Raw genomic sequence first — 19,687 nt, 5'->3', positions numbered from 1 at the left:
CACGGCCCGCGGCCCCCATCGGGCAGACGCCGGCGGACGCCTACGCACCCCACCCCGCCTGCTGCCCACCGACCCGCTCGGCGACGATCTGCTCGGCCCACCCGGACCGCCGGTACGCGGCGAGCGGCTCGGGATCCAGCCCCATCTCCTCGCGCACCTCACGCAGCAGAGGCCGCACGTCCGTGTTGTACGCGTCCATCACCACGGCATTCGCCTCCAGCACGTCGCCCGCCCGCTGCGCCTCGGCCAACGCGTCACCGTCGACCAGCAGCGCCTTGGCCGTGGCCTCCTGCACGTTCATCACCGACCGGATGATCGCCGGGATCTTCGCCTCGATGTTGTGGCACTGGTCGAGCATGAAGGCGACGTCGGGCGAGAACCCACCGCCCCGCACGACCTCGTACATGATCCGGAAGAGCTGGAACGGATCAGCGGCCCCGACCATCAGGTCGTCATCCGCGTAGAACCGCGAGTTGAAGTCGAACCCGCCGAGCTTCCCCTCCCGCAGCAGCGTCGCCACGATGAACTCGATGTTGGTCCCCGGCGCGTGATGCCCCGTGTCGACGACGACCTGCGCCTTCGGCCCGAGCTTCAGGCAGTGGGCGTAGGCGGTTCCCCAGTCCGGCACGTCCGTCGTGTAGAAGGCCGGCTCGAAGAACTTGTACTCCAGCAGCATCCGCTGCCCGTCCCCGAGCCGCTCGTAGACCTCGGCCAGCCCCTCGGCCAGCCGGTCCTGCCGCCCCCGGATGTCGTCCTGCCCGGGATAGTTCGTCCCGTCGGCGAACCACAGCTTCAGATCCGTCGAGCCCGTCGCATCCATGATGTCGACACACTCCAGCAGATGATCCACCGCCTTGCGCCGCACGGAAGCCTCCGGATGGCAGATGCTCCCGAGTTTGTAGTCGTCGTCCTGGAAGGTGTTGGAGTTGATCGCCCCGAGCCTCACGCCCCGCTGCTCGGCATGCTTGGCCAGTGCCGCGTAGTCGTCCACCCTGTCCCACGGAATGTGCAGGGCCACCGTGGGCGCGACCCCGGTGAACTCGTGGACCTTCGCCGCGTCGTCCAGCTTCTCGAACGGGGTGCGCGGCACGCCCTGCTGTGCGAACACCTTGAACCGTGTGCCCGAGTTCCCGTACGCCCACGACGGCGTCTCGACGGCCTGTGTCTTGAGAGCGGCCTTCGCCGCGGCGAGCTCGGTCACGTCAGGCTCCTGTGACATCGGGTCGTGACGACCACTGAATGAAACGATTCAGGACGCGAAGCTATGGGCCCCCCGAAGGGGTGTCAACCCCTCCGGCCAAGACGCTTTCCCGTGACCCTTGCGTGACCTTGCGGCATCGAAACTTTTTCGACCGGAACCCATTGACGTGACATGCGCGACCCGCCTAACGTCCCGGCAACCCAGTTGAAACCTTTCACGACGCCGGGAGGGCCGACCCGCCGGCGTCGTCGAGGAGCCCTCATGACCCACCCGTCCACCACGGGTCCGGCCCCGGTTCTCGCGCTGAAGGACGTCTCCAAGTCCTTCGGCGCGGTCCGCGCACTGCGGGACGTCTCCCTGGAGCTGTTCCCCGGGGAGGTGCACGCACTCGCCGGTGAGAACGGTGCCGGCAAGTCCACCCTCATCAAGACGCTCGCCGGCGTGCACCGCCCGGACGCCGGCCAGGTGCTGCTCGACGGTGCGCCCGTCGCCTTCCACGGACCCGGCGACGCCCGCGACGCCGGCATCGCCGTGATCTACCAGGAGCCCACGCTCTTCCCCGACCTGTCGATCGCCGAGAACATCTACATGGGCCGCCAGCCGCGCCGCGCCCTCGGCCGGATCGACCACAAGGCCACCCACAACGCGACCGCCGCCCTCATGAAGCGCCTCGGGGTCGAACTCGACCCCGACCGGCCGGCCCGCGGACTGTCCATCGCCGACCAGCAGATCGTGGAGATCGCCAAGGCCCTCTCCTTCGACGCTCGGGTCCTGATCATGGACGAGCCGACGGCCGCCCTCACCGGCAGCGAGGTCGCCCGCCTCTTCGGCGTCGTGCGCACCCTGCGCGACCAGGGCGCAGCCGTGCTGTTCATCTCCCACCGGCTGGAGGAGATCTTCGAGATCTGCCGGCGGGTCACCACCCTGCGCGACGGCGCCTGGATCGCCAGCGAGCCGCTGGAGGGCATGACCGAGGACGACCTCGTGCGCCGCATGGTCGGCCGCGAACTCGACGAGCTCTACCCCAAGCAGGACGTGAAGCCCGGCGAGGTCGCCCTGAGCGTGCGCCGGCTGACCCGCGAGGGAGTGTTCACCGACGTCTCCTTCGAGGTCCGGCACGGCGAGATCGTCGGCCTGGCCGGACTCGTCGGCGCCGGGCGCACCGAGGTCGCCCGGGCGGTCTTCGGCATCGACCGCTGGGACGCCGGAGAGGTGTCGGTCCAGGGCAAGGCACTGGTCAACGGCGCGCCCTCCACCGCCATGGCCGCCGGTCTCGCCCTGGTCCCCGAGGACCGCCGCGCCCAAGGCCTGGTGATGGACATGTCCATCGAGCGGAACATCGGCCTCACCGGGCTGCGGACGACCGTCAGGGCCGGTCTCGTGGACCGCGGCGCCGAGCGCAGCCGCTCCCTCGACTGGGCCGTCAGGCTCCAGGTCAAGTACGCCCGGATCGCCGACACGGTCAACACGCTCTCCGGCGGCAACCAGCAGAAGGTCGTGCTCGCCAAGTGGCTGGCCACCGGCCCGAAGGTGCTCATCGTCGACGAGCCGACGCGGGGCATCGACGTCGGCACCAAGGCCGAGGTGCACCGGCTGCTGTCACAGCTGGCCGCCGACGGCGTGGCCGTCCTGATGATCTCCTCCGACCTGCCCGAGATCCTCGGCATGGCGGACCGCGTGCTGGTGATGCACGAGGGCCGCCTCACCGCCGAGATCCCCCGCTCCGACGCCACCGAGGAAACCGTGATGGCCGCAGCCACCGGGAGGGCCGCCGCATGACGGTCGTCACCCCGCAAGAGGCCCCCGTGGCCGACGTGCCCAAGTCGAGCGGCACCCGGCTGGTCGACCGCGTCTTCAAGATGCGCGAACTCGCCATCCTGCTCGTCTTCCTGGCGATGATCGGCGTCACCCAGGCCGGCAACAGCGAGTTCCTGTCCGAGCAGGGCATCAAGGACCTGCTGCTGAACGCGACGATCCTGGTCCTGGTCGCCACCGGCCAGTCCCTGGTCGTCATCACCCGCAACGTCGACCTGTCCGTCGGATCCACGCTCGGCATCAGCGCGTTCGCCGCCGGCACGTATCTCCAGGGCGGCGGCGATTCCGTCGTGGCGATCGCGCTGGCCGTGTTGCTCGGCCTCGGCTTCGGACTGCTCAACGGACTGCTCGTCAGCCTCGGTCAGGTGCCCGCGCTCGTCGTCACCCTGGGCACGCTGTACATCATCCGCGGCGTCGACTCCATCTGGGTCGGCTCCCGCCAGATCACGGCGGCCGATCTGCCCGGCGGATTCGTCGACTTCGGCTCCGGCGGCATCGCGGCGGTGCCGTACCTGGCACTGATCGCGCTCGCGGTGCTCATCGCCACCGCCTCCTACCTCAAGCACTTCGCCGGCGGCCGCGAGCTGTACGCGCTCGGCTCCAACCCGGAGGCCGCCCGCCTCGCCGGCATCCCCGTCCGGACACGGATCCTCGCCGCGTACACCTTCTGCGGCGCCCTCGCCGGGCTCGCCGGCGCGATGTACCTCGCCCGGTTCGGCAACGTCGACTCCGGCACCGGCACCGGCTACGAACTGACCGTCGTCAGCGCGGTCGTGGTCGGTGGCGTCGTCTTCACCGGCGGCTCCGGCAGCGTCTACGGCGCGGCCCTCGGGGCGCTGCTGCTGACCTCCATCAACAGCGTGCTGCCCGCACTCGGCGTCAGCTCCGTCTGGGTGCTCGCGATCAACGGCATCCTGCTCATCCTCGCGATCGCGGTCGACCGGGTCGTCGCGCTGCGCGTGGCCTCCGCCCTGAAGAAGAGGAACGCCCGCCATGGCTGACATCTCCCCGAGCCGAGCGGTCCGCTGGTCCGGCCTGAAGAGGTGGGATTCCGCCGTCGGCGCCCTGCTCGTCGTGGTCCTGCTGTTCTCCTTCGGATTCGTCGACGGGTTCGGCAACGCGCTCAACCTGTCGTTCCTCATCGGCAACACGCTGCCGATCGCACTGATCGCCCTGCCGATGACCCTGCTGGTCGTCTCCGGCGAGATCGACCTGTCGGTCGCCTCCACCGCGGGGCTGTCCGGCGCGGTCATGGGCGCCCTGTGGAACCAGGGCATGACCATCGAGACGATCATCCCGGTCTGCCTGCTGCTGGGTGTCGTGTGCGGGCTGGTCAACGGCCTGCTGGTGACCAGACTGGGGCTGCCGTCCCTCGCCGTCACCATCGGCACCCTCGCCGCCTACCGGGGCATCGCGCAGATCGTGCTCGGCTCCGACGCGGTGACCGATTTCCCGACCCAGTACCTGGACTTCGCGGCCGGGCGCATCGGCGACACCTTCATCCCCTACGCCCTGCTGCCGTTCCTCGTCCTGCTCGCCATCGCCGTGGTCTCCCTGCACGCCACGCCGTTCGGGCGGTCGCTGTTCGCGATCGGCGCGAGCCAGGAGGCCGCCCGTTTCGCCGGCATCCGGGTCAAGCGGCAGAAGGTGATCCTGTTCACGCTGACCGGTCTGATGGCCTCACTGACCGGCATCTTCTGGGCCCTGCACTACGCCAGCGCCCGTTACGACAACGCCACCGGCCTCGAACTGTCCGTCGTGGCCGCCGTTCTGCTCGGCGGCATCGACTTCGACGGCGGCAAGGGCACGCTGGGCGGCGCGATCGCCGGGGTGTTCCTCCTCGGCGCGCTCCAGAACGTGATGAGCCTCCAGGACGTATCCGCCCAGTCCCAGATCGTCGTCACCGGCGTCCTGCTCGTCCTGTCGGTGCTCGGCCCCCGGGTCGTACGGCAGATCTCCACGGCGAGGGCGGGCCGCAGAGCCGCCTCGACTCCCACCTCGTAACCCAGCCCTCCTCATAAAGGATCATCGACATGCGCAAGTCCACCCTCCGCCGCTCCTGCGCGGCCCTCGCCACCGCCACCTCACTCGCGCTCGCGCTCACCGCCTGCGGCGGCACCACCAAGAAGGACGTCGCGAACGAGGGCGCCTCGGCCGCCACCGCCGGCAAGGCCGACCCGAACGCCGCCACCAAGAAGGGGCTCACGGTCGGGTTCCTGCCCAAGCAGGTCAACAACCCGTACTTCACCAGCGCCGACAAGGGCGGCGAGAAGGCGCTGAAGGAGCTCGGCTCCCGCTACAAGGAGGTCGGGCCCTCCAGCGCGACCGACACCGCCGGGCAGGTCTCCTACGTCAACACGCTCACCCAGCAGCAGGTCGACGCGATGGCCGTGTCCGCGCAGGACCCGGGCGCCCTGTGCACGGCGCTCAAGCAGGCCATGAAGAACGACATCAAGGTCGTCACCTACGACTCCGACACCACGCCCGACTGCCGCAACGCCTTCGTCTCGCAGGCCTCCGCCGAGGACCTGGGCCGTACCGAGGTGCAGCTGCTCGCCAAGCAGATCGGCTACAAGGGCGAGATCGCGATCCTGTCCGCCGCGCAGACCGCGACGAACCAGAACACCTGGATCGACTTCATGAAGGACGAGCTCAAGAAGCCCGAGTACAAGAACATGAAGCTGGTGAAGACGGCGTACGGCAACGACGACGCCCAGCAGTCCTTCCAGCAGACCCAGGGCCTGCTCCAGGAGTACCCGGACCTGAAGGGGATCATCTCGCCGACCACCGTCGGCATCAAGGCCGCGGCCCAGTACCTGTCGGGCTCCAAGTACAAGGGCAAGGTCAAGCTGACCGGCCTCGGCACCCCCAACGACATGCGCAAGTACGTCAAGAACGGCACCGTCGAGGCGTTCGAGCTGTGGGACCCGGCGAAGCTCGGCGAGCTGGCCGCCCGCACCGCCGTCGCCCTGTCCTCCGGGCAGATCACCGGCAAGGAGGGCGAGACCTTCAAGGCCGGCTCCATGGGCGAGTACACCATCGGCAAGGACGGGGTGATCAGCCTCGGCAAGCCGACCGTGTTCGACGCCAAGAACATCGACCAGTTCGACTTCTAGTTCAGGAGCGGTACTTCATGCAGCGCGTCTGTTTCCTGCTCAAGGTCCGCCAGGACCGGCTCGCCGAGTACCGCGAACGCCATGCCGCCGTGTGGCCGGAGATGCTCGAAGCGCTCTCGGCCACCGGCTGGCACAACTACTCGCTCTTCCTGCGCGAGGACGGACTGCTCGTCGGCTACCTCGAGACCGAGGACTTCGCGGCCGCCCAGGCCGCCATGGAAGCCACCGACGTCAACGCCCGCTGGCAGACGGAGATGGCGCCGTTCTTCGAGTCGCTGGACGGCGCCCGGCCCGACGAGGCCATGAAACCGCTCACCGAAGTTTTCCACCTTGCGTGAATCCACCCTGTTAGGTCTTGCCCGACAAAGGAGTCCACCCGAGATGAAGAGACGTACGCTGCTGGCCGGAGCGGTCCTCAGTGCCGTGGCGGGTCCCGCCCTCGGCTCCGGCATCGCCCGGGCCGCCGACCCCGGCCCGTCCGTCACCCGGACCGGCACCACCACGCTCGACAGCCAGGCCATCTTCTTCGTGTCCTACGACGGGCTGGTCAACAACAACGCGTTCCAGAAGAACGGCCTGCTGACCTACAAGGGCTACCAGTACGCCGTCTGGTACACCGCCGACCGCAACGCCGTCGTCGGCCGCCGCGCCCTCGGCGCGAGCACCTGGTCCACCGTGAAGGTCGGTCACACCCTTCGCTACAACGACTCGCACAACGTCATCTCCATGGGCGTCTCCAAGGTCGACGGCCGGCTGCACCTCAACATGGACTCCCACAGCGACGGCTTCACCTACGTCAAGTCCGTCGCCGGGCTCATGGACAACCCCGCGGGCCTGAGCTGGACCGCGAGCCGCTTCGGCGCGCCCCAGTCCACACTGGACGGTCTGGCGCTCACCTCGCAGTTCACCTACCCGCAGTTCGTCTCCACGCCTGAGGGCAGGCTCCAGCTGAGCTACCGCGTCGCCGTCTCCGGCAACGGCCGCAACGCCCTCGCCGAGTACGACGGCACCAAGTGGACCAACCTCGGCGAATGGTCCGCCTCCACCGGCACGTACACCAGCGAGCACGGTTCCTCGACGGCCCGCAACATGTACCTGCACGGCATCGACTACGACCGCAACGGCCGGCTGCACTCCTTCTTCACCTGGCGCGAGCAGAACGGCGCCGTCATGTGCAGCAGCGGCGGCATCACCAACCACGACACCGGCTACGTCTACTCCGACGACCGGGGCCGTACCTGGCGCAACAACGCCGGCGCCGTCGTGGGTGTCACCGGAGGCTCCGACAAGGTGTCCGTGACCGACGCGGGCCTGGTGGTCGACCCGCTCAACCCGGACCACTCCCTGATGAACCAGGAGAGCCAGTTCACCGACTCCGCGGGGCGGCCGCACGCGATCATCTCCTACGTCCCGGGCCGTTTCGGCCAGTGCACCACGAACTACGTGGCCAACCGCACCGCCAACGGCCGTGCCTTCCACGTCCGCAAGAACGCCTCGGGCACCTGGCAGAAGACCGAGATACCGGTCCCGTTGAACTCCAGCCAGCGCACCAAGCTGATCCTGGACAAGTACGACAACGCGTATGCGATCTTCCCCTTCGGCCGGATCGCCGCCGCCTCCGCCGCCTCCGGATACACCGACTGGAAGATCCTGTTCGACGGCAGCGGCCTCAACGCCTTCGGCGAGGTCGTCATCGACGAGACGCGGGTCGCGCAGGACGGGGTGCTGTCCGTCATGTACCAGGAGAAGTCCAGCGGTACGACGCCCTCGGCGCTGCACGTGACCGACTTCCGTCTGCCCGCCTGACCGCATCCGGTTCCCGGGGCGGCGTGCCGGTAGTGTGAAGCCGCCCCGGCCGCCGCCCCCCTCGTCTCCCTCTGGAGGTCCCTGCTCGATGGCCCAGTCGGTGGGTATCAAGGACGTCGCCCGCGTCGCCGGAGTCTCCGTCGGCACGGTCTCGAACGTGATCAACCGCCCGGACACGGTCGCGACCGAGACCCGGGCCCGGGTGCTGTCCGCGATAGACCGGCTCGGCTACGTCCGCAGCGAGTCGGCGCGCCAGCTGCGCGCCGGCCGCAGCCGCATCATGGGGCTGCTCGTCCTCGACATGGGCAACCCCTTCTTCGTCGACGTGGCGCGCGGGGCCGAGCGCGCCGCCCGCGAGGCCGGACTCGGCGTGATGGTCTGCAACAGCGCCCAGAGCCCGGGCGAGGAGGCCGAGTACCTGTCGCTCTTCGCCGAGCAGCGGGTGCGCGGCGTGCTGCTCACCCCCGCCGACGCGACCGGCCGCAACATCGAGGCGTTCCGCCGGCACGGCATCCCGTTCGTCCTGGTCGACCGGGTCGCCGAGGGCACCACCGAGTGCTCGGTCTCCGTCGACGACGTGGCGGGCGGCGCCCTCGCGGTACGCCACCTCGTCGACGCCGGGCACCGTTCCCTCGCCTACGTCAGCGGCCCGCCCGGCCTGAACCAGGTTCGTGACCGGCGCACCGGCGCCCTCGACGCGCTCGCCGAGGCCGGGCTCGGCCCCGACGCGCTGCGCGAACTGCCCACCGAGCGGCTGGACGTCGCCGCGGGCCGCGACGCCGGGGCCCGGCTGCTCGGCCTCTCCGACCGGCCCACCGCCGTGTTCTGCGCCAACGACCTGCTCGCCCTCGGCGTCCTGCAGGCCATGTACGCGGCCGGTGTCGGCGTCCCCGACGACCTGGCCATCGTCGGCTACGACGACATCGAGTTCGCGGCCGCCGCCGCCGTCCCCCTCACCTCGGTACGACAGCCCGCGGTCACGATGGGCGCCATGGCCGCCGACCTGCTCCTGGAGGAGACGGAGGAGGAGGGTGCGGCGCGGCCGCACGAGCACCGGCGGGTCGTCCTCCAGCCCGAGCTGGTGGTGCGCCGCTCCAGTCTGTCCGCGCGCTGAGCCTGAACCGCCGTTCAGCGGGATTTCATGATCCGAAGGACCTCCCCCCGCACGTTCACTGTGATGAACTGGGACGCGGCCAGTAAATCCTTCCGTCCCGGGAGCCCTGTTGTCCCTCAGCTACCGCCAGCCCGGAGTCGTCCTCACCGACCGCCGCTTCACCGTCCCCCTGGACCACGACCGGCCCGAGGGCGAGACGATCGAGCTGTACGCCCGCGAGGTCGTCGCGAGCGGCAAGACGCACCAGGACCTGCCGTGGCTGCTCTACCTCCAGGGCGGCCCCGGATTCGGCGCGGACCGGTCCGTCGGCCGGCCGGGCTGGCTGGGCAGGGCCCTGAAGGAGTACCGCGTGCTGCTCCTCGACCAGCGCGGCACCGGCCACAGCACGCCCGCCAACCGGCAGACGCTCCCGCTGCGCGGCGGCCCCGCCGAGCAGGCCGGCTACCTCACGCACTTTCGCGCCGACGCGATCGTCCGCGACTGCGAGGTCATCCGCGCGCAGGTCACGGGCGGCAAGCCCTGGACCGTCCTCGGGCAGAGCTTCGGCGGCTTCTGCGTCACCAGCTACCTCTCCCTCGCGCCCGAGGGCCTGGCCACCGCCGTGATCACCGGCGGTCTGCCCTCCCTCGACGCCCACGCCGACGACGTCTACCGGGCCGCCTTCCCGCGCATCGAACGCAAGGTCGCCGCCCACTACGCCCGTTACCCGCAGGACGCCGAGCGTGCCCGCCGCATCGCCGACCACCTGCTGACACACAACGTGGTCCTGCCGAGCGGCTACCGGCTGACCGTCGAGGCCTTCCAGTCCCTCGGCATCGTCCTCGGGACCGGAGACGGCACCCACCGACTGCACTACCTCCTGGAGAACGCCTTCGTCCGCACCCCGCAGGGCTTCACGCTCTCCGACGCGTTCCAGGAGCAGGTCCAGGCCATGCTCTCCTACGCCCGGCACCCCCTGTACGCCCTGATCCACGAGTCGATCTACGGCCAGGACGCCCGGCCCACCGCCTGGTCGGCCGAGCGGGTCCGCGCCGAGTTCCCGCAGTTCGACGCCGCCAAGGCGCTCGCGGGCGACGAGTCGCTGCTCTTCACCGGAGAATCGATTCATCCCTGGATGTTCGAGTGCGACCCGGCCCTTCGCCCGCTGCGCGAGACCGCCGACCTGCTCGCCGCCCGCACCGACTGGACGCCCCTGTACGACCCCGCCCGCCTCGCCGCCAACACCGTGCCGGTGGTGGCGGCCGTCTACCACGACGACATGTACGTCGACACGGCCCACTCCCTGCGCACCGCCCGCGCGATCCGGGGCCTGCGCACCTGGATCACCGACGAGTTCGAGCACGACGGCGTGCGCACCGGCGGCCCCCGCGTCCTCGACCGGCTGCTCGCGCTGGTCCGGGGTGAGGAGTGATACCGCGCCGGAGCCGTGGTGATGTCGGCGGCGCGGACTAGTCTGCGGACATGACGACCACTCAACTCCAGCCCATGCCCGGTGACTGGCGGCGTGCCCTCGCGGTCGTGGCCCACCCGGACGACCTCGAGTACGGCTGCTCGGCGGCGATCGCGGCCTGGACCGACGAGGGCCGCGAGGTCGCCTACGTGCTCGCGACCCGGGGTGAGGCGGGCATCGACACGCTGGAGCCCGAGCGGTGCGGGCCGCTGCGCGAGCGGGAGCAGCGGGCCAGCGCGGCGGTGGTCGGGGTGTCGGAGGTGGAGTTCCTCGACCACAAGGACGGCGTCATCGAGTACGGCACCGCGCTGCGCCGTGACATCGCCGCCGCGATCCGCCGGCACAGGCCCGAGCTGGTCATCACCCTCAACCACCGCGACACCTGGGGCGGCGTCGCCTGGAACACCCCGGACCACGTGGCCGTGGGCCGGGCCACCCTCGACGCGGCCGGTGACGCCGGCAACCGGTGGATCTTCCCCGAGCTCGTCGAGCAGGGCCTCGACCCGTGGGACGGAGTGCGCTGGGTGGCCGTCGCCGGTTCCGGCACCCCCACCCACGCCGTCGACGCGACGCCCGGGATGGAACGGGCGGTGCGCTCCCTGCTCGAACACCGTACCTATATCGAGGTGTTGACCAGCGAGGACCCGGAGACGTACGTGCGAGGCTTTCTGACGCGGCACGCCGAGGCGACGGGGGAGCGGTTCGGGGGCCGTCCGGCGGTGGCGTTCGAACTCTTCGGCAGATGATCGGCGCTCGACCGGCGGACCACGGGGGAGACCATGACGGGCAGCGTGGAACTGGCCGGCCGGTTCGAGGAACACCGGGGACATCTCAAGGCGGTGGCCTACCGCATGCTCGGATCGCTCTCCGAGGCGGAGGACGCCGTCCAGGAGGCCTGGCTGAGGCTCGGCCGCACCGACGCGGACGGCATCCGGAACCTCGGAGGCTGGCTGACCACGGTGACCGGCCGGGTCTGCCTGGACCTGCTGCGCTCGCGCGCCGCCCGCCGTGAGGAGCCGATGGGCGATGCCTTCGTACCGGACCCGGTGCTACGACCCCTGGCGCAGGTCGTCGACCCGGCGGAGGAGGTGCTCCAGACCGAATCCGTGGGCCTGGCCCTGCTCGTCGTGCTGGAGAACCTGGCGCCCGACGAGCGGCTCGCGTTCGTGCTGCACGACATGTTCGCCGTGCCGTTCGACGACATCGCGCCGATCGTGGAGCGCAGCCCGGCCGCCACACGTCAGCTGGCGAGCCGCGCCAGGCGCCGTGTGCGGGGCGCCACCCCCTCGTCCGAGCCCGACCTCGGCCGGCAGAAGGAGGTGCTCGACGCCTTCCTCGCCGCCTCGCGCGCCGGGGACTTCGAGGCGTTGCTGGCCGTCCTGCACCCGGATGTGCTGCTGCGGGCCGACTCGGGCGCACTCGTGCGGGGTGCGGCCGCCTCCAAGCTGATCCAGGGCGCCAAGGCGGTGGCGGAGCAGGCGCTCATGTTCGCCCCCTACACGCAGTCCGCGAGGCTGGTGCTGGTCAACGGCTCGGTCGGGATGGTCGACGCGGTCGGCGGCCGAGTGCGGTCGGTCATGGGCGTCACCATCGAGGGCGGCCGCATCACCGGCATGTACATCCTGGCCGACCCCGAGCGGCTGGAGCGGCTGGGCGCCCCCGGGGTCGCGGGATGAGCGGGCCTCATCGATGACGGGTCGTTTCGTATGCTGAACGGCATGCGAGATCATCAGGCCGGGCAGGCGGAGTTGCGCGGCGACTGCGAGCAGTGCTTCGGGCTGTGCTGTGTGGCCCTGCCCTTCGCCGCCTCGGCCGACTTCGCGGTCGACAAGGCCGCCGGCACGCCCTGCCGCAACCTCCGGGACGACCACCGCTGCGGTATCCACGCGAAGCTGCGGCGGAAGGGGTTCTCCGGCTGCACGGTCTACGACTGCTTCGGCGCCGGGCAGCGGGTCTCGCAGATCACTTTCGGCGGCCGGGACTGGCGCTCCGGACCGCCGGAGCGGGCCCGTCGCATGTTCGAGGTGTTCCCGGTCGTCCGGCACCTGCACGAGCTGCTGTGGTACCTGACCGAGGCACTCGCCCTCCCTGCGGCCCGTCCCCTCCACGCCGGACTGCGCGAGGCGCTGGCGAAGACCGAGGAGCTCGCCTCCGGGACCCCGGAGGAGCTCGCCGGGCTGGACGTGGCGGCCCACCGCCAGGACGTCAACGTGCTGCTGCTGAGGACGAGCGAGCTGGCCCGGGCCGGCACCGAGGGCCGCAGGAAGGACCGTCGGGGCGCGGACCTCGTCGGTGCCCGTCTCAAGGGCGCCGACCTGCGCGGCGCCAGCCTGCGCGGCGCCTGTCTCATCGCCGCCGATCTCACCGGCGCGGACCTGCGGGGCGCCGACCTGATCGGTGCCGACCTGCGCGACGCGGACCTGGCGGACGCCGACCTGACCGGGGCGTTCTTCCTCACCCAGCCGCAGCTGAACGCGGCCCGGGGCAGTGCCGGGACCAGGCTGCCCGGCTCGGTCACCCGCCCCGGGCACTGGATGCCGCGATCCTGAGGCCGGCTCCCGCACCGGGGTGCGGCGCTCCGGGCGCAGTCGCAGGCCCTCCGGCGTCAGCGTCAGCCGTTCCGCACCAGCAGTGGGCGGCCGGTCGGGCGGCAGCTCGTAGCGGCGCGGCAGCAGCCCGAGCACCAGCGTGGCCTCGTGCAGCGCGACCTGGCGCCCGATGCACGAGCCCGAGCATCAGCGTGGCCTCGTGCAGCGCGACGTGGCGCCCGATGCACGCCCGCGCGCCCGTCCCGAACGGCGCGAAGGGGCGCGGGACACGGCTCGAAGGTGTGCGGGCGACGGACCGCGCCCGAGAGGTGGTTGGCGTGCGCCTGGATCTTCGGTAGGTTAGGTGAGGCTTACCTAAGGAGGTCTGGGATGGGTGACGACAGCCACAGCTGGACGGCGGCTCCCGCCGCCGCGGAACGGGCACGCTCGGTGCTCGCCGCCGCGTGGTCCTGCTCGGTGACCGCGGAGGGCACGCGGGAGGAGCTGGTCGGCGCGCACACGGTGGAGGAGGACGGCCGGGTGCTCATGGCGGTGTCCGAGGACAGCGCCCTGCTCGCGGCCGCGATCTGCGCGCCCCGCGGCGAGCCGTCAGCGGTGCTGGAGTTCGCCGATGTCGCGCCCGTCCCCGTACGCAACCGGATCCGCGCCCGGCTGTGGCTCGCCGGCTGGTTCGCCGTCGAGGGGGAGAGGCTCGCCTTCACGCCCACGCGCGTGGTGCTGCGGCAGCCGTCCGGCTCCGTGGTCGTGGATCTCGCCGACTTCGCCGCCGCCGCTCCCGACCCCCTCGCCACGGCCGAGGCCCGGCTGCTGACCCACCTGGCCGACTGCCACGCCGACGCCGTCGAGCGCCTCACCCGGCTCGTCGACTCCGAGAGCCTGTACGGCGCGGTCCGTGTCCAGCCGCTCGCCCTCGACCGGCACGCACTGACGCTGCGCATCGAACGCGCCCGCGCCCACGGCGACGTACGCCTGGTGTTCCACGCGCCCGCCGACGACGTCGCACAGCTCACCGAGCGGATGCACATCCTGCTTTCCCAGGCCGGCGCCGCGTCCTGCCCGCGGGCCCTACAGCGGCAGCGCACAGACGGCGACGGGTGAGGTGAACGATTCGCGCGCGCGCCGCAGTTCGCCGTTCGCCTCGTCCACGTGGAAGACGGTGACGGTGGAAGACTTCTGGTTCGCCGCGAACAGCAGCGTGCCCTCCGGTGAGAAGGCGATCTGGCGTGGGAAGTCCCCGCCCACCGGCACCGTGTCGAGCAGCCTGAGCCGGGCGCCGTCCGCCTCGACGGCGTAGCGGGTGAGGCTGTCGTGGCCGCGGTTGGCGAGGTAGGCGTACCGGCCGTTCGCGGTCACCAGCAGCTGCGCCGGGTAGTTCGTCCCCGGACCCGTGCCCGTGGACTGCGCCTCACCGACGGTCACCCGGCCGGAGGCCCGGTCGTACGAGCAGACCGCCACCGTGTTGTCCGCCTCGTTGGCGAGATAGGCGTATCGGCCGCCCGGGTGGAACGTGAGGTGGCGCGGTCCGGCGCCCGGCCGGGTCTGCGCCTGCGCGACCTCGGTGAGCGTGCCGGCCTTCTCGTCCAGCCGGTACGTGTAGACGGTGTCCGTGCCCAGATCGACGGCGAGAACATGGCGCCCGTCCGGGCTCGTGACGCACTGGTGGGCGTGCGGGCCCTCCTGGCCGGGGCCGGGCGGCGGGCTGGAGTGCCGGACGAGGGCGGTGCGCTCGCCGAGCGCGCCCGAGGCCTCGATGGGGTGCACGGCCACACTGCCCGAGCCGTAGTTCGCGCTGAGCAGCCAGCGCCCGCCCGGGTGCACCGACAGATGGCAGGGCGCCGCGCCACCGGTGCTCCGCCTGCCCAGGACCTTCCGGTCGGACAACCGGACGGCGGTCACGGCACCGTCGTCCCGCTCGTCGACCGCGTACAGGGTGCTGCGGTCCGGATGCATCGCGAGGTACGACGGGTCGCCGACGCCGGTGATCGTGCCGGCGGCGGTGATCCGCCCAGTCGCCGGGTCATAGGTGGCCAGGCCGATACCCTTGCCGCCCCCCTCGACGGAGGTGTAGGTGCCGAGGTGGAGCGGGCGGGGCCCGGAGGGGCGCCGGGCCCAGCGTGACGGACTCGCACTCGCCTCGGGCGCGGTGGTCGGAGTGGTCGCGGGCGCGGGCGCGTTGTCGCAGGACGGCAGCGCCGCCGCGGCGGCCCCGCCCGCCAGTGCGCCGACGAACCGGCGCCTGCTCCAGCCACCACTGTCCATGTCGCCCCTCAGATCGTCGCTCGTCCCCGTTGTGACAGCCACCTTGACGTTTCCCGGCCGTCGGGTGCAACAACGGCATCCGGTATCGCGCGAAGCGCGAAGGGGGCCGGTTACCAGTTCCCGTCCTCGACGGGCTTGCCCGGGGCGTCCCCCAGCCGCTGCGTCTGGCCCGGCGTGGGCGGCTGCCAGGGGTCGTGGTCGTCACCGAGCCAGTCGCCGACCGGCTTCACGGACCCGAGCGTGTCCGTGGGGGCGAGGTCTTCCCCGTCCTCGTCGTAGTAGTCGAACCAGGGCAGACCCGCGCGGGTGTACGCGGCCCGGTCCACCGGCGACGGCGGCGCGGCCTCACCGGTGATCCGGCGCCACTCCGGCGGCGTCACCAGGTGCACGAACACCCGCCCGTCCGGCCGCTTTGACCAGTGCGAGAGCGGCCGGTCGTCCTGGTAGACCTCCTGCCGCATGGAGCCGCCGACGCCGAGCCCCATCGCCACGGCCGCGCGCGGCGGACCAGCCGGGGCGGCACCGGCGGCGGGCGCCGGGACCGCTCCGGGCGAGGGCGGCGCCGCCATAGGCATCGGGGCGCCGAAGGCGCCGGAGGCGGGCGGCGCCGCCATGGGCATCGCGGCGCCGTAACCGCTGGGCGGCGGCATCGCCCGCTGCCGCTCCGCCCGCTGCCGCTCCTCCTCACGCCACCGCGTCAGCTCACGGTCGTTCAGCGCGAAAGACTGCAACTGGACGCCGCCCCACACCTCCTCGCCCGTGACCTGCCCCTCCACGGTGGCGCCCAGGCCGAGCGGGACGGCCACGAACTGCCGGACCGTGCCCGTGCCGGAGTTGATGCCGTCCAGCCAGGGCTGGCGGGGGAGCACCACGTAGTTCTGCGGGCCGCGCGCCAGGCGGTCGCTCCAGGGGCGGCCCGAGACCGCGCACACCTTGCCGACGCCGACCTGGAGGGCGGCCGGTTGCGAGGTCCCCGCGAAGCTCAGCCACATCGCCTCGCGCAGAAACACCGGGAGCATCACACCGCCGCGTGCCCGCCACGGCTCGGGCACCCTGTCCGCGTAGTCCGCGACACGCCGCACCGGGAACTCGCCCAGGCCCGGCGGCAGCGGGTGGGTGCCCGTCTCCGGCAGACGCAGGGTGCGGATGAACCGGACCGCCACCCCGCCCGGCAGCCGCAGTGTGTTCCCGTCGATCCGCACGGTCGTGTCGGCCATCGGCCCGCTCCTCGCATCAGGTGCCGGCCCCCTGCCGGCGCTTTCCCTCGAGGGTCCTTTCCCCGTGCCCGTCCGGGTCGCGTGGTCTGGCACCGCACCTCGCCGCGTTGCCAAAACGCCCGCCCGGCTCCGCCGCGCAGGCGCTCCGGTGCCTTGCGATGCACGGCACCGGAGCACGCGACCCGATCGGACGTTCATGGTGAAGGGGCCCCTCAGCGAGAACGCCCGCCGAACCCCGCGCGGTTCCGCCACAGCTGTTCCGTGACGCCCAGCCGCTCCCGCAGTCGCGTCAGCCGTGGCATCCGCGCGCGTTGTTCACCCGATACACGGTCCAGTTCCTCGAACAGGCGCCGCGTGCGGTGCTCGGTGTCGAGCTCGTCGAGGATGCGGTTGACCTCCGTCAGGACGGCGCCCGGAAGCTGCCAGTGCCGCGGGTCGCGCTCGGCCTCCTCGCGCAGCAGCAGGGCCAGTTTGTCGCGGGTGCCCGCCGCCGTGCGCAGCTCCGCGGCGAGGCGTTCCTCGGCCGACTCGGCGCTCGCGCTGAGGTGGGTGGTGACGAGCACCGCGAAGCTCACGACGGCGTCGGCGATCTCGGACAGCAGCTGTTCCAGGGCGGCGCCCGTCTCGGCCTCGAACAGCGGCGCCGGTTCGCGCTCCTTCGCGAGGTCGGTGAGGGAGCGGGCGAGCACGCGCAGGACGACCGTGCAGATCTCCAGCGTGTCCAGGCCGGTGCGCATCACGACCCGGTGCAGCACGCTGTCCTGCACCCGCGGGTTGAGCCGCAGACTGTCCTCGGCCTGCGTGAGGGCCGCGTCCACCTCGACGATGTCGTGATCCAGGCGGCGCGCCTCGTGCAGCTGCTTCTCCGCGCGGTGCACGGGCGTGCCGCCGGCCGCCTCCTCGCCCATGCGCAGCATCAGCTGCCGCAGCCGGCGTGCCAGGCCCTCGATCGACTCGCCCGCCTCCTCCACCCACACCGGCGGGGCCAGCAGCAGATTGCAGGCGAGTCCGACGACGGCGCCGATCAGCGTCTCCACCACCCGGGCCCAGGCGGTGTCCCCGACGGTGGTGACGCCGAGGACGAGCATCGCGCTGATCGCGACCTCGGGTACGTACTCCTCCACCCGGACCAGGCGTCCCACGGCCAGCGAGGCCACGAGGAGCAGTGCCAGGCTCCACCAGGTCAGGCCCACCAGCAGGCTGAAGGCGATCGCGACGAGGACGCCGGTCACCACGGCGTTCACCCGCCGGAAGCCGTTGGTGATCGTGGCGTACAGCGTCACCTGCACGACCAGCAGCGCCGTCAGGGGAGCGGTGAGAGGTGCCGGCTCGGGGCTCAGCCGCAGGGCGATGACGTACGCGATCGTCGCCGCGATCGCGGACCGCAGCGTCTGGACGACCACGGGATCACGACGTTTTCTCACGATCCGCCCGGCGTGCGCCGTCCACTCACGTACCTTTCGCATCCTCTGGCTGTTCCCCTTCCCCGGCGTGACGAACGCATCCATGATCACATCCATGACGGACGCTCACGAAGGACGTTGACGTGGGGGGAACCAGGGGCGAGGCGAGGGCGGTCGGGCGGACACCTCGTCTCAGGCGGACACCTTGTCGAGGAAGGCGGCCAGATGGCCCGTGGTCCGCTCGATCTGTTCCTCCAGGGTGAGGCTCTCCTCGAACCGGGCCCCGGTCTCCGGTGTCTTCTTCCCGCGCACGTACAGGGAACAGGCGAGGTCGGTGCACATGTACGCGCCGACGGAGTTGCCCTCGCGCCCGGCCGCCCCCGCCTTGCGCGCGGTCATCAGCGCGACCCCGCCGCGCGGGTGCGTCGTCAGGCACAGCGAGCACATGCTGCGGTGCAGGAACCCGCGCTGCGCGGCCTGGAATCGCATCGCGACCCCCACGAGCCGCCCTTCCCGCTCGGTGACCAGGTAGCTCCGATCCGGTGCTCCCGGATCCCGCCACCCGAGGAAGTCGAGGTCGTCCCACGGGCGGTCGCCGAGGTCCCGGGGCACGGCGAGACGCTTGGCCTCTCCCTTGGAGCAGTTGACGAAGGAGGTGCGGATGTCCTGCTCGCTGAGTGGCTTCACGGGATGCTCCCGGGGTGGTCGTCGAAAAACCTAGGGCTCCTAGGTTTTGTGGGCCAGGTCAGGGTAGGCAGCCGCGCCGGAACGCGGCCACCGGATTTTCGTCAGGCATCCTCGGCGGGGACACCCGGCGGCCAGACCCTGGCCCTGAGGACCCCGAACGCATACGCGCGGGCCGCGAGTTCCGTCCGTTGGACGCACTCCAGCGGGAGGACAGACGGCGCAGAGAGTAGGTCACAACGTCAGCGGTGAGACCGGTCTCGCGGGCCGCCCGGGCCGTTGTGGCGCCGGCGGCCAGGAGGGCCAGGATGCGGGCCTCCATCGATGTCACCCGGGCCTGCTCGGTGGGTGCGGCGGGGGAGGGGGAAAGCTCGGTGTCCACCCGGAGCATCACCAGCAGGGCCGGGTTCTCCCGCACCGTGTCGCTGATCGGATCCGCCGTCAGTTCGCCGTGGCGCTCGGTGCCGCAGGGTGCCCGCCAGTGCACCGCGACCTGATAGCGCGAGGGGTGGCGCGGACGCAGGGCCTGGGCGATGCGTTCGACCTGCGTGGCCTGCCGGGGACGGAACAGGTCCAACGTCAAGGAGACCCGCACCCTCAAGCCCCAAAGCTTCACCCTCGCCCTCACTGCGCGCGCACGCCCGCCGACCGTGTCCACACCCCGCTGCCCGGGGTCGCCCCGGTCCGGGACGCCCGATCGGCCGAGCCGCAGGCCCTGCCCGCCCGTGTCCGGCCCGGCACCGCCGCCCTTTTCCCACATGGCGGCAACTACGGCACCTGCCGTGACTTCGCCGGCCGGCTCGCCGACGAGGCCGCCGTCATCGGCTGCGACACCGAGGCGGCACCCCTCGACGCCTACGCGGGGGGGCCTGCCCACCGACCGGCCCATGGTCATCACAGCGGCCTCCTACAACGGCCGCCCCACCGACGACGCCACCGCCCTCACCACCCGGCGGGCCCCGCTGAGCGGACCTCCCGTCAGGTCACATCGTGAAAATGGCGCACCGCACTTCAGGAACGGACACCGCGCTGAGGTTTCGCCGATCACCGCGGAGGTACTCGCGTGGCGCCCG

The 19,687-nt window shown here is 71.6% G+C and carries 17 protein-coding genes and 3 pseudogenes; 13 read left to right on the top strand and 7 right to left on the bottom strand.

Annotated elements, in window-relative coordinates; genetic code table 11:
• Positions 1 to 40: 40 nt before the first annotated feature.
• Entirely contained in the window at positions 41 to 1,201 is a 1,161-nt protein-coding gene (gene rhaI / locus ACIQHQ_RS19940) for an L-rhamnose isomerase (protein ID WP_402613216.1), read from the bottom strand.
• 261 nt (positions 1,202 to 1,462) lie between these two features.
• On the opposite strand from rhaI, the gene ACIQHQ_RS19935 reads away from it, so the two are divergent.
• The 11 genes from ACIQHQ_RS19935 to ACIQHQ_RS19885 all read left to right on the top strand — a co-directional run bounded on the left by ACIQHQ_RS19935 (position 1,463) and on the right by ACIQHQ_RS19885 (position 13,051).
• Positions 1,463 to 2,980, top strand: coding sequence for a sugar ABC transporter ATP-binding protein (locus ACIQHQ_RS19935; protein WP_402613215.1), 1,518 nt, complete (start codon positions 1,463 to 1,465; stop codon positions 2,978 to 2,980).
• On the top strand, positions 2,977 to 4,017 hold the full coding sequence (locus ACIQHQ_RS19930) for an ABC transporter permease (protein WP_402613214.1): 1,041 nt from the start codon (positions 2,977 to 2,979) through the stop codon (positions 4,015 to 4,017). The genes ACIQHQ_RS19935 and ACIQHQ_RS19930 overlap by 4 nt, the downstream gene beginning before the upstream one ends.
• Positions 4,010 to 5,020: an ABC transporter permease gene (locus ACIQHQ_RS19925; protein WP_402613213.1), complete on the top strand. Its 1,011-nt coding sequence runs from the start codon at positions 4,010 to 4,012 to the stop codon at positions 5,018 to 5,020. The genes ACIQHQ_RS19930 and ACIQHQ_RS19925 overlap by 8 nt, the downstream gene beginning before the upstream one ends.
• Positions 5,021 to 5,049: 29 nt before the next feature.
• Positions 5,050 to 6,132 carry a rhamnose ABC transporter substrate-binding protein gene (gene rhaS, locus ACIQHQ_RS19920; RefSeq protein ID WP_402613212.1) on the top strand — a complete coding sequence of 361 codons (1,083 nt, stop codon included), beginning with the start codon at positions 5,050 to 5,052 and terminating at the stop codon, positions 6,130 to 6,132.
• 17 nt (positions 6,133 to 6,149) lie between these two features.
• Positions 6,150 to 6,470 carry an L-rhamnose mutarotase gene (locus ACIQHQ_RS19915; RefSeq protein ID WP_402613211.1) on the top strand — a complete coding sequence of 107 codons (321 nt, stop codon included), beginning with the start codon at positions 6,150 to 6,152 and terminating at the stop codon, positions 6,468 to 6,470.
• A 43-nt stretch (positions 6,471 to 6,513) separates the two neighbouring features.
• Complete coding sequence (locus ACIQHQ_RS19910; protein WP_402613210.1) at positions 6,514 to 7,938, top strand: BNR repeat-containing protein; 1,425 nt, start codon at positions 6,514 to 6,516, stop codon at positions 7,936 to 7,938.
• Positions 7,939 to 8,026: 88 nt separating this feature from the next.
• Positions 8,027 to 9,052: a LacI family DNA-binding transcriptional regulator gene (locus ACIQHQ_RS19905; protein WP_402613209.1), complete on the top strand. Its 1,026-nt coding sequence runs from the start codon at positions 8,027 to 8,029 to the stop codon at positions 9,050 to 9,052.
• Positions 9,053 to 9,161: 109 nt separating this feature from the next.
• Complete coding sequence (locus ACIQHQ_RS19900) at positions 9,162 to 10,463, top strand: alpha/beta fold hydrolase (RefSeq protein ID WP_402613208.1); 1,302 nt, start codon at positions 9,162 to 9,164, stop codon at positions 10,461 to 10,463.
• Between the two features lie 50 nt (positions 10,464 to 10,513).
• On the top strand, positions 10,514 to 11,248 hold the full coding sequence (locus ACIQHQ_RS19895) for a PIG-L deacetylase family protein (RefSeq protein WP_402613207.1): 735 nt from the start codon (positions 10,514 to 10,516) through the stop codon (positions 11,246 to 11,248).
• Positions 11,249 to 11,281: 33 nt separating this feature from the next.
• Positions 11,282 to 12,178: an RNA polymerase sigma factor SigJ gene (gene sigJ, locus ACIQHQ_RS19890; protein ID WP_402613206.1), complete on the top strand. Its 897-nt coding sequence runs from the start codon at positions 11,282 to 11,284 to the stop codon at positions 12,176 to 12,178.
• Positions 12,179 to 12,208: 30 nt separating this feature from the next.
• The gene (locus ACIQHQ_RS19885) at positions 12,209 to 13,051 is read left to right on the top strand and encodes a pentapeptide repeat-containing protein (RefSeq protein ID WP_402613205.1); all 843 of its coding nucleotides are present in this window, start codon (positions 12,209 to 12,211) and stop codon (positions 13,049 to 13,051) included.
• Here ACIQHQ_RS19885 and ACIQHQ_RS19880 read toward each other — a convergent pair.
• A pseudogene (locus ACIQHQ_RS19880) lies at positions 13,016 to 13,340 on the bottom strand (cytochrome P450); the annotation flags it as partial. The gene ACIQHQ_RS19885 and the pseudogene ACIQHQ_RS19880 sit on opposite strands and share 36 nt — an antisense overlap.
• Positions 13,341 to 13,420: 80 nt before the next feature.
• Here ACIQHQ_RS19880 and ACIQHQ_RS19875 point away from each other — a divergent pair.
• Positions 13,421 to 14,149 carry a DUF2470 domain-containing protein gene (locus ACIQHQ_RS19875; protein WP_402613204.1) on the top strand — a complete coding sequence of 243 codons (729 nt, stop codon included), beginning with the start codon at positions 13,421 to 13,423 and terminating at the stop codon, positions 14,147 to 14,149.
• On the opposite strand, the gene ACIQHQ_RS19870 is transcribed toward ACIQHQ_RS19875, so the two are convergent.
• The 5 genes and pseudogenes from ACIQHQ_RS19870 to ACIQHQ_RS19850 all read right to left on the bottom strand — a co-directional run.
• The gene (locus ACIQHQ_RS19870; RefSeq protein WP_402613467.1) at positions 14,117 to 15,310 is read right to left on the bottom strand and encodes a lactonase family protein; all 1,194 of its coding nucleotides are present in this window, start codon (positions 15,308 to 15,310) and stop codon (positions 14,117 to 14,119) included. The two genes, ACIQHQ_RS19875 and ACIQHQ_RS19870, sit on opposite strands and share 33 nt — an antisense overlap.
• Before the next feature lie 110 nt (positions 15,311 to 15,420).
• Positions 15,421 to 16,527 (bottom strand): hypothetical protein, encoded by a 1,107-nt coding sequence (locus ACIQHQ_RS19865; RefSeq protein ID WP_402613203.1) that lies wholly within the window; start codon positions 16,525 to 16,527, stop codon positions 15,421 to 15,423.
• Positions 16,528 to 16,739: 212 nt separating this feature from the next.
• Positions 16,740 to 17,993, bottom strand: coding sequence for an aromatic acid exporter family protein (locus ACIQHQ_RS19860; RefSeq protein ID WP_402613202.1), 1,254 nt, complete (start codon positions 17,991 to 17,993; stop codon positions 16,740 to 16,742).
• A 129-nt stretch (positions 17,994 to 18,122) separates the two neighbouring features.
• Positions 18,123 to 18,617 carry an FBP domain-containing protein gene (locus tag ACIQHQ_RS19855; RefSeq protein ID WP_402613201.1) on the bottom strand — a complete coding sequence of 165 codons (495 nt, stop codon included), beginning with the start codon at positions 18,615 to 18,617 and terminating at the stop codon, positions 18,123 to 18,125.
• 101 nt (positions 18,618 to 18,718) lie between these two features.
• Positions 18,719 to 19,194, bottom strand: a pseudogene (locus ACIQHQ_RS19850) (diguanylate cyclase); the annotation flags it as partial.
• Here ACIQHQ_RS19850 and ACIQHQ_RS19845 point away from each other — a divergent pair.
• Positions 19,184 to 19,564: pseudogene (locus tag ACIQHQ_RS19845) on the top strand (reductase); the annotation flags it as partial. The pseudogenes ACIQHQ_RS19850 and ACIQHQ_RS19845 sit on opposite strands and share 11 nt — an antisense overlap.
• Between the last annotated feature and the right edge of the window lie 123 nt (positions 19,565 to 19,687).

It is taken from the genome of Streptomyces sp. NPDC092370, assembly GCF_044755265.1.
Lineage (GTDB): Bacteria > Actinomycetota > Actinomycetes > Streptomycetales > Streptomycetaceae > Streptomyces.
This window is presented reverse-complemented; position numbering and strand designations above follow the sequence as displayed.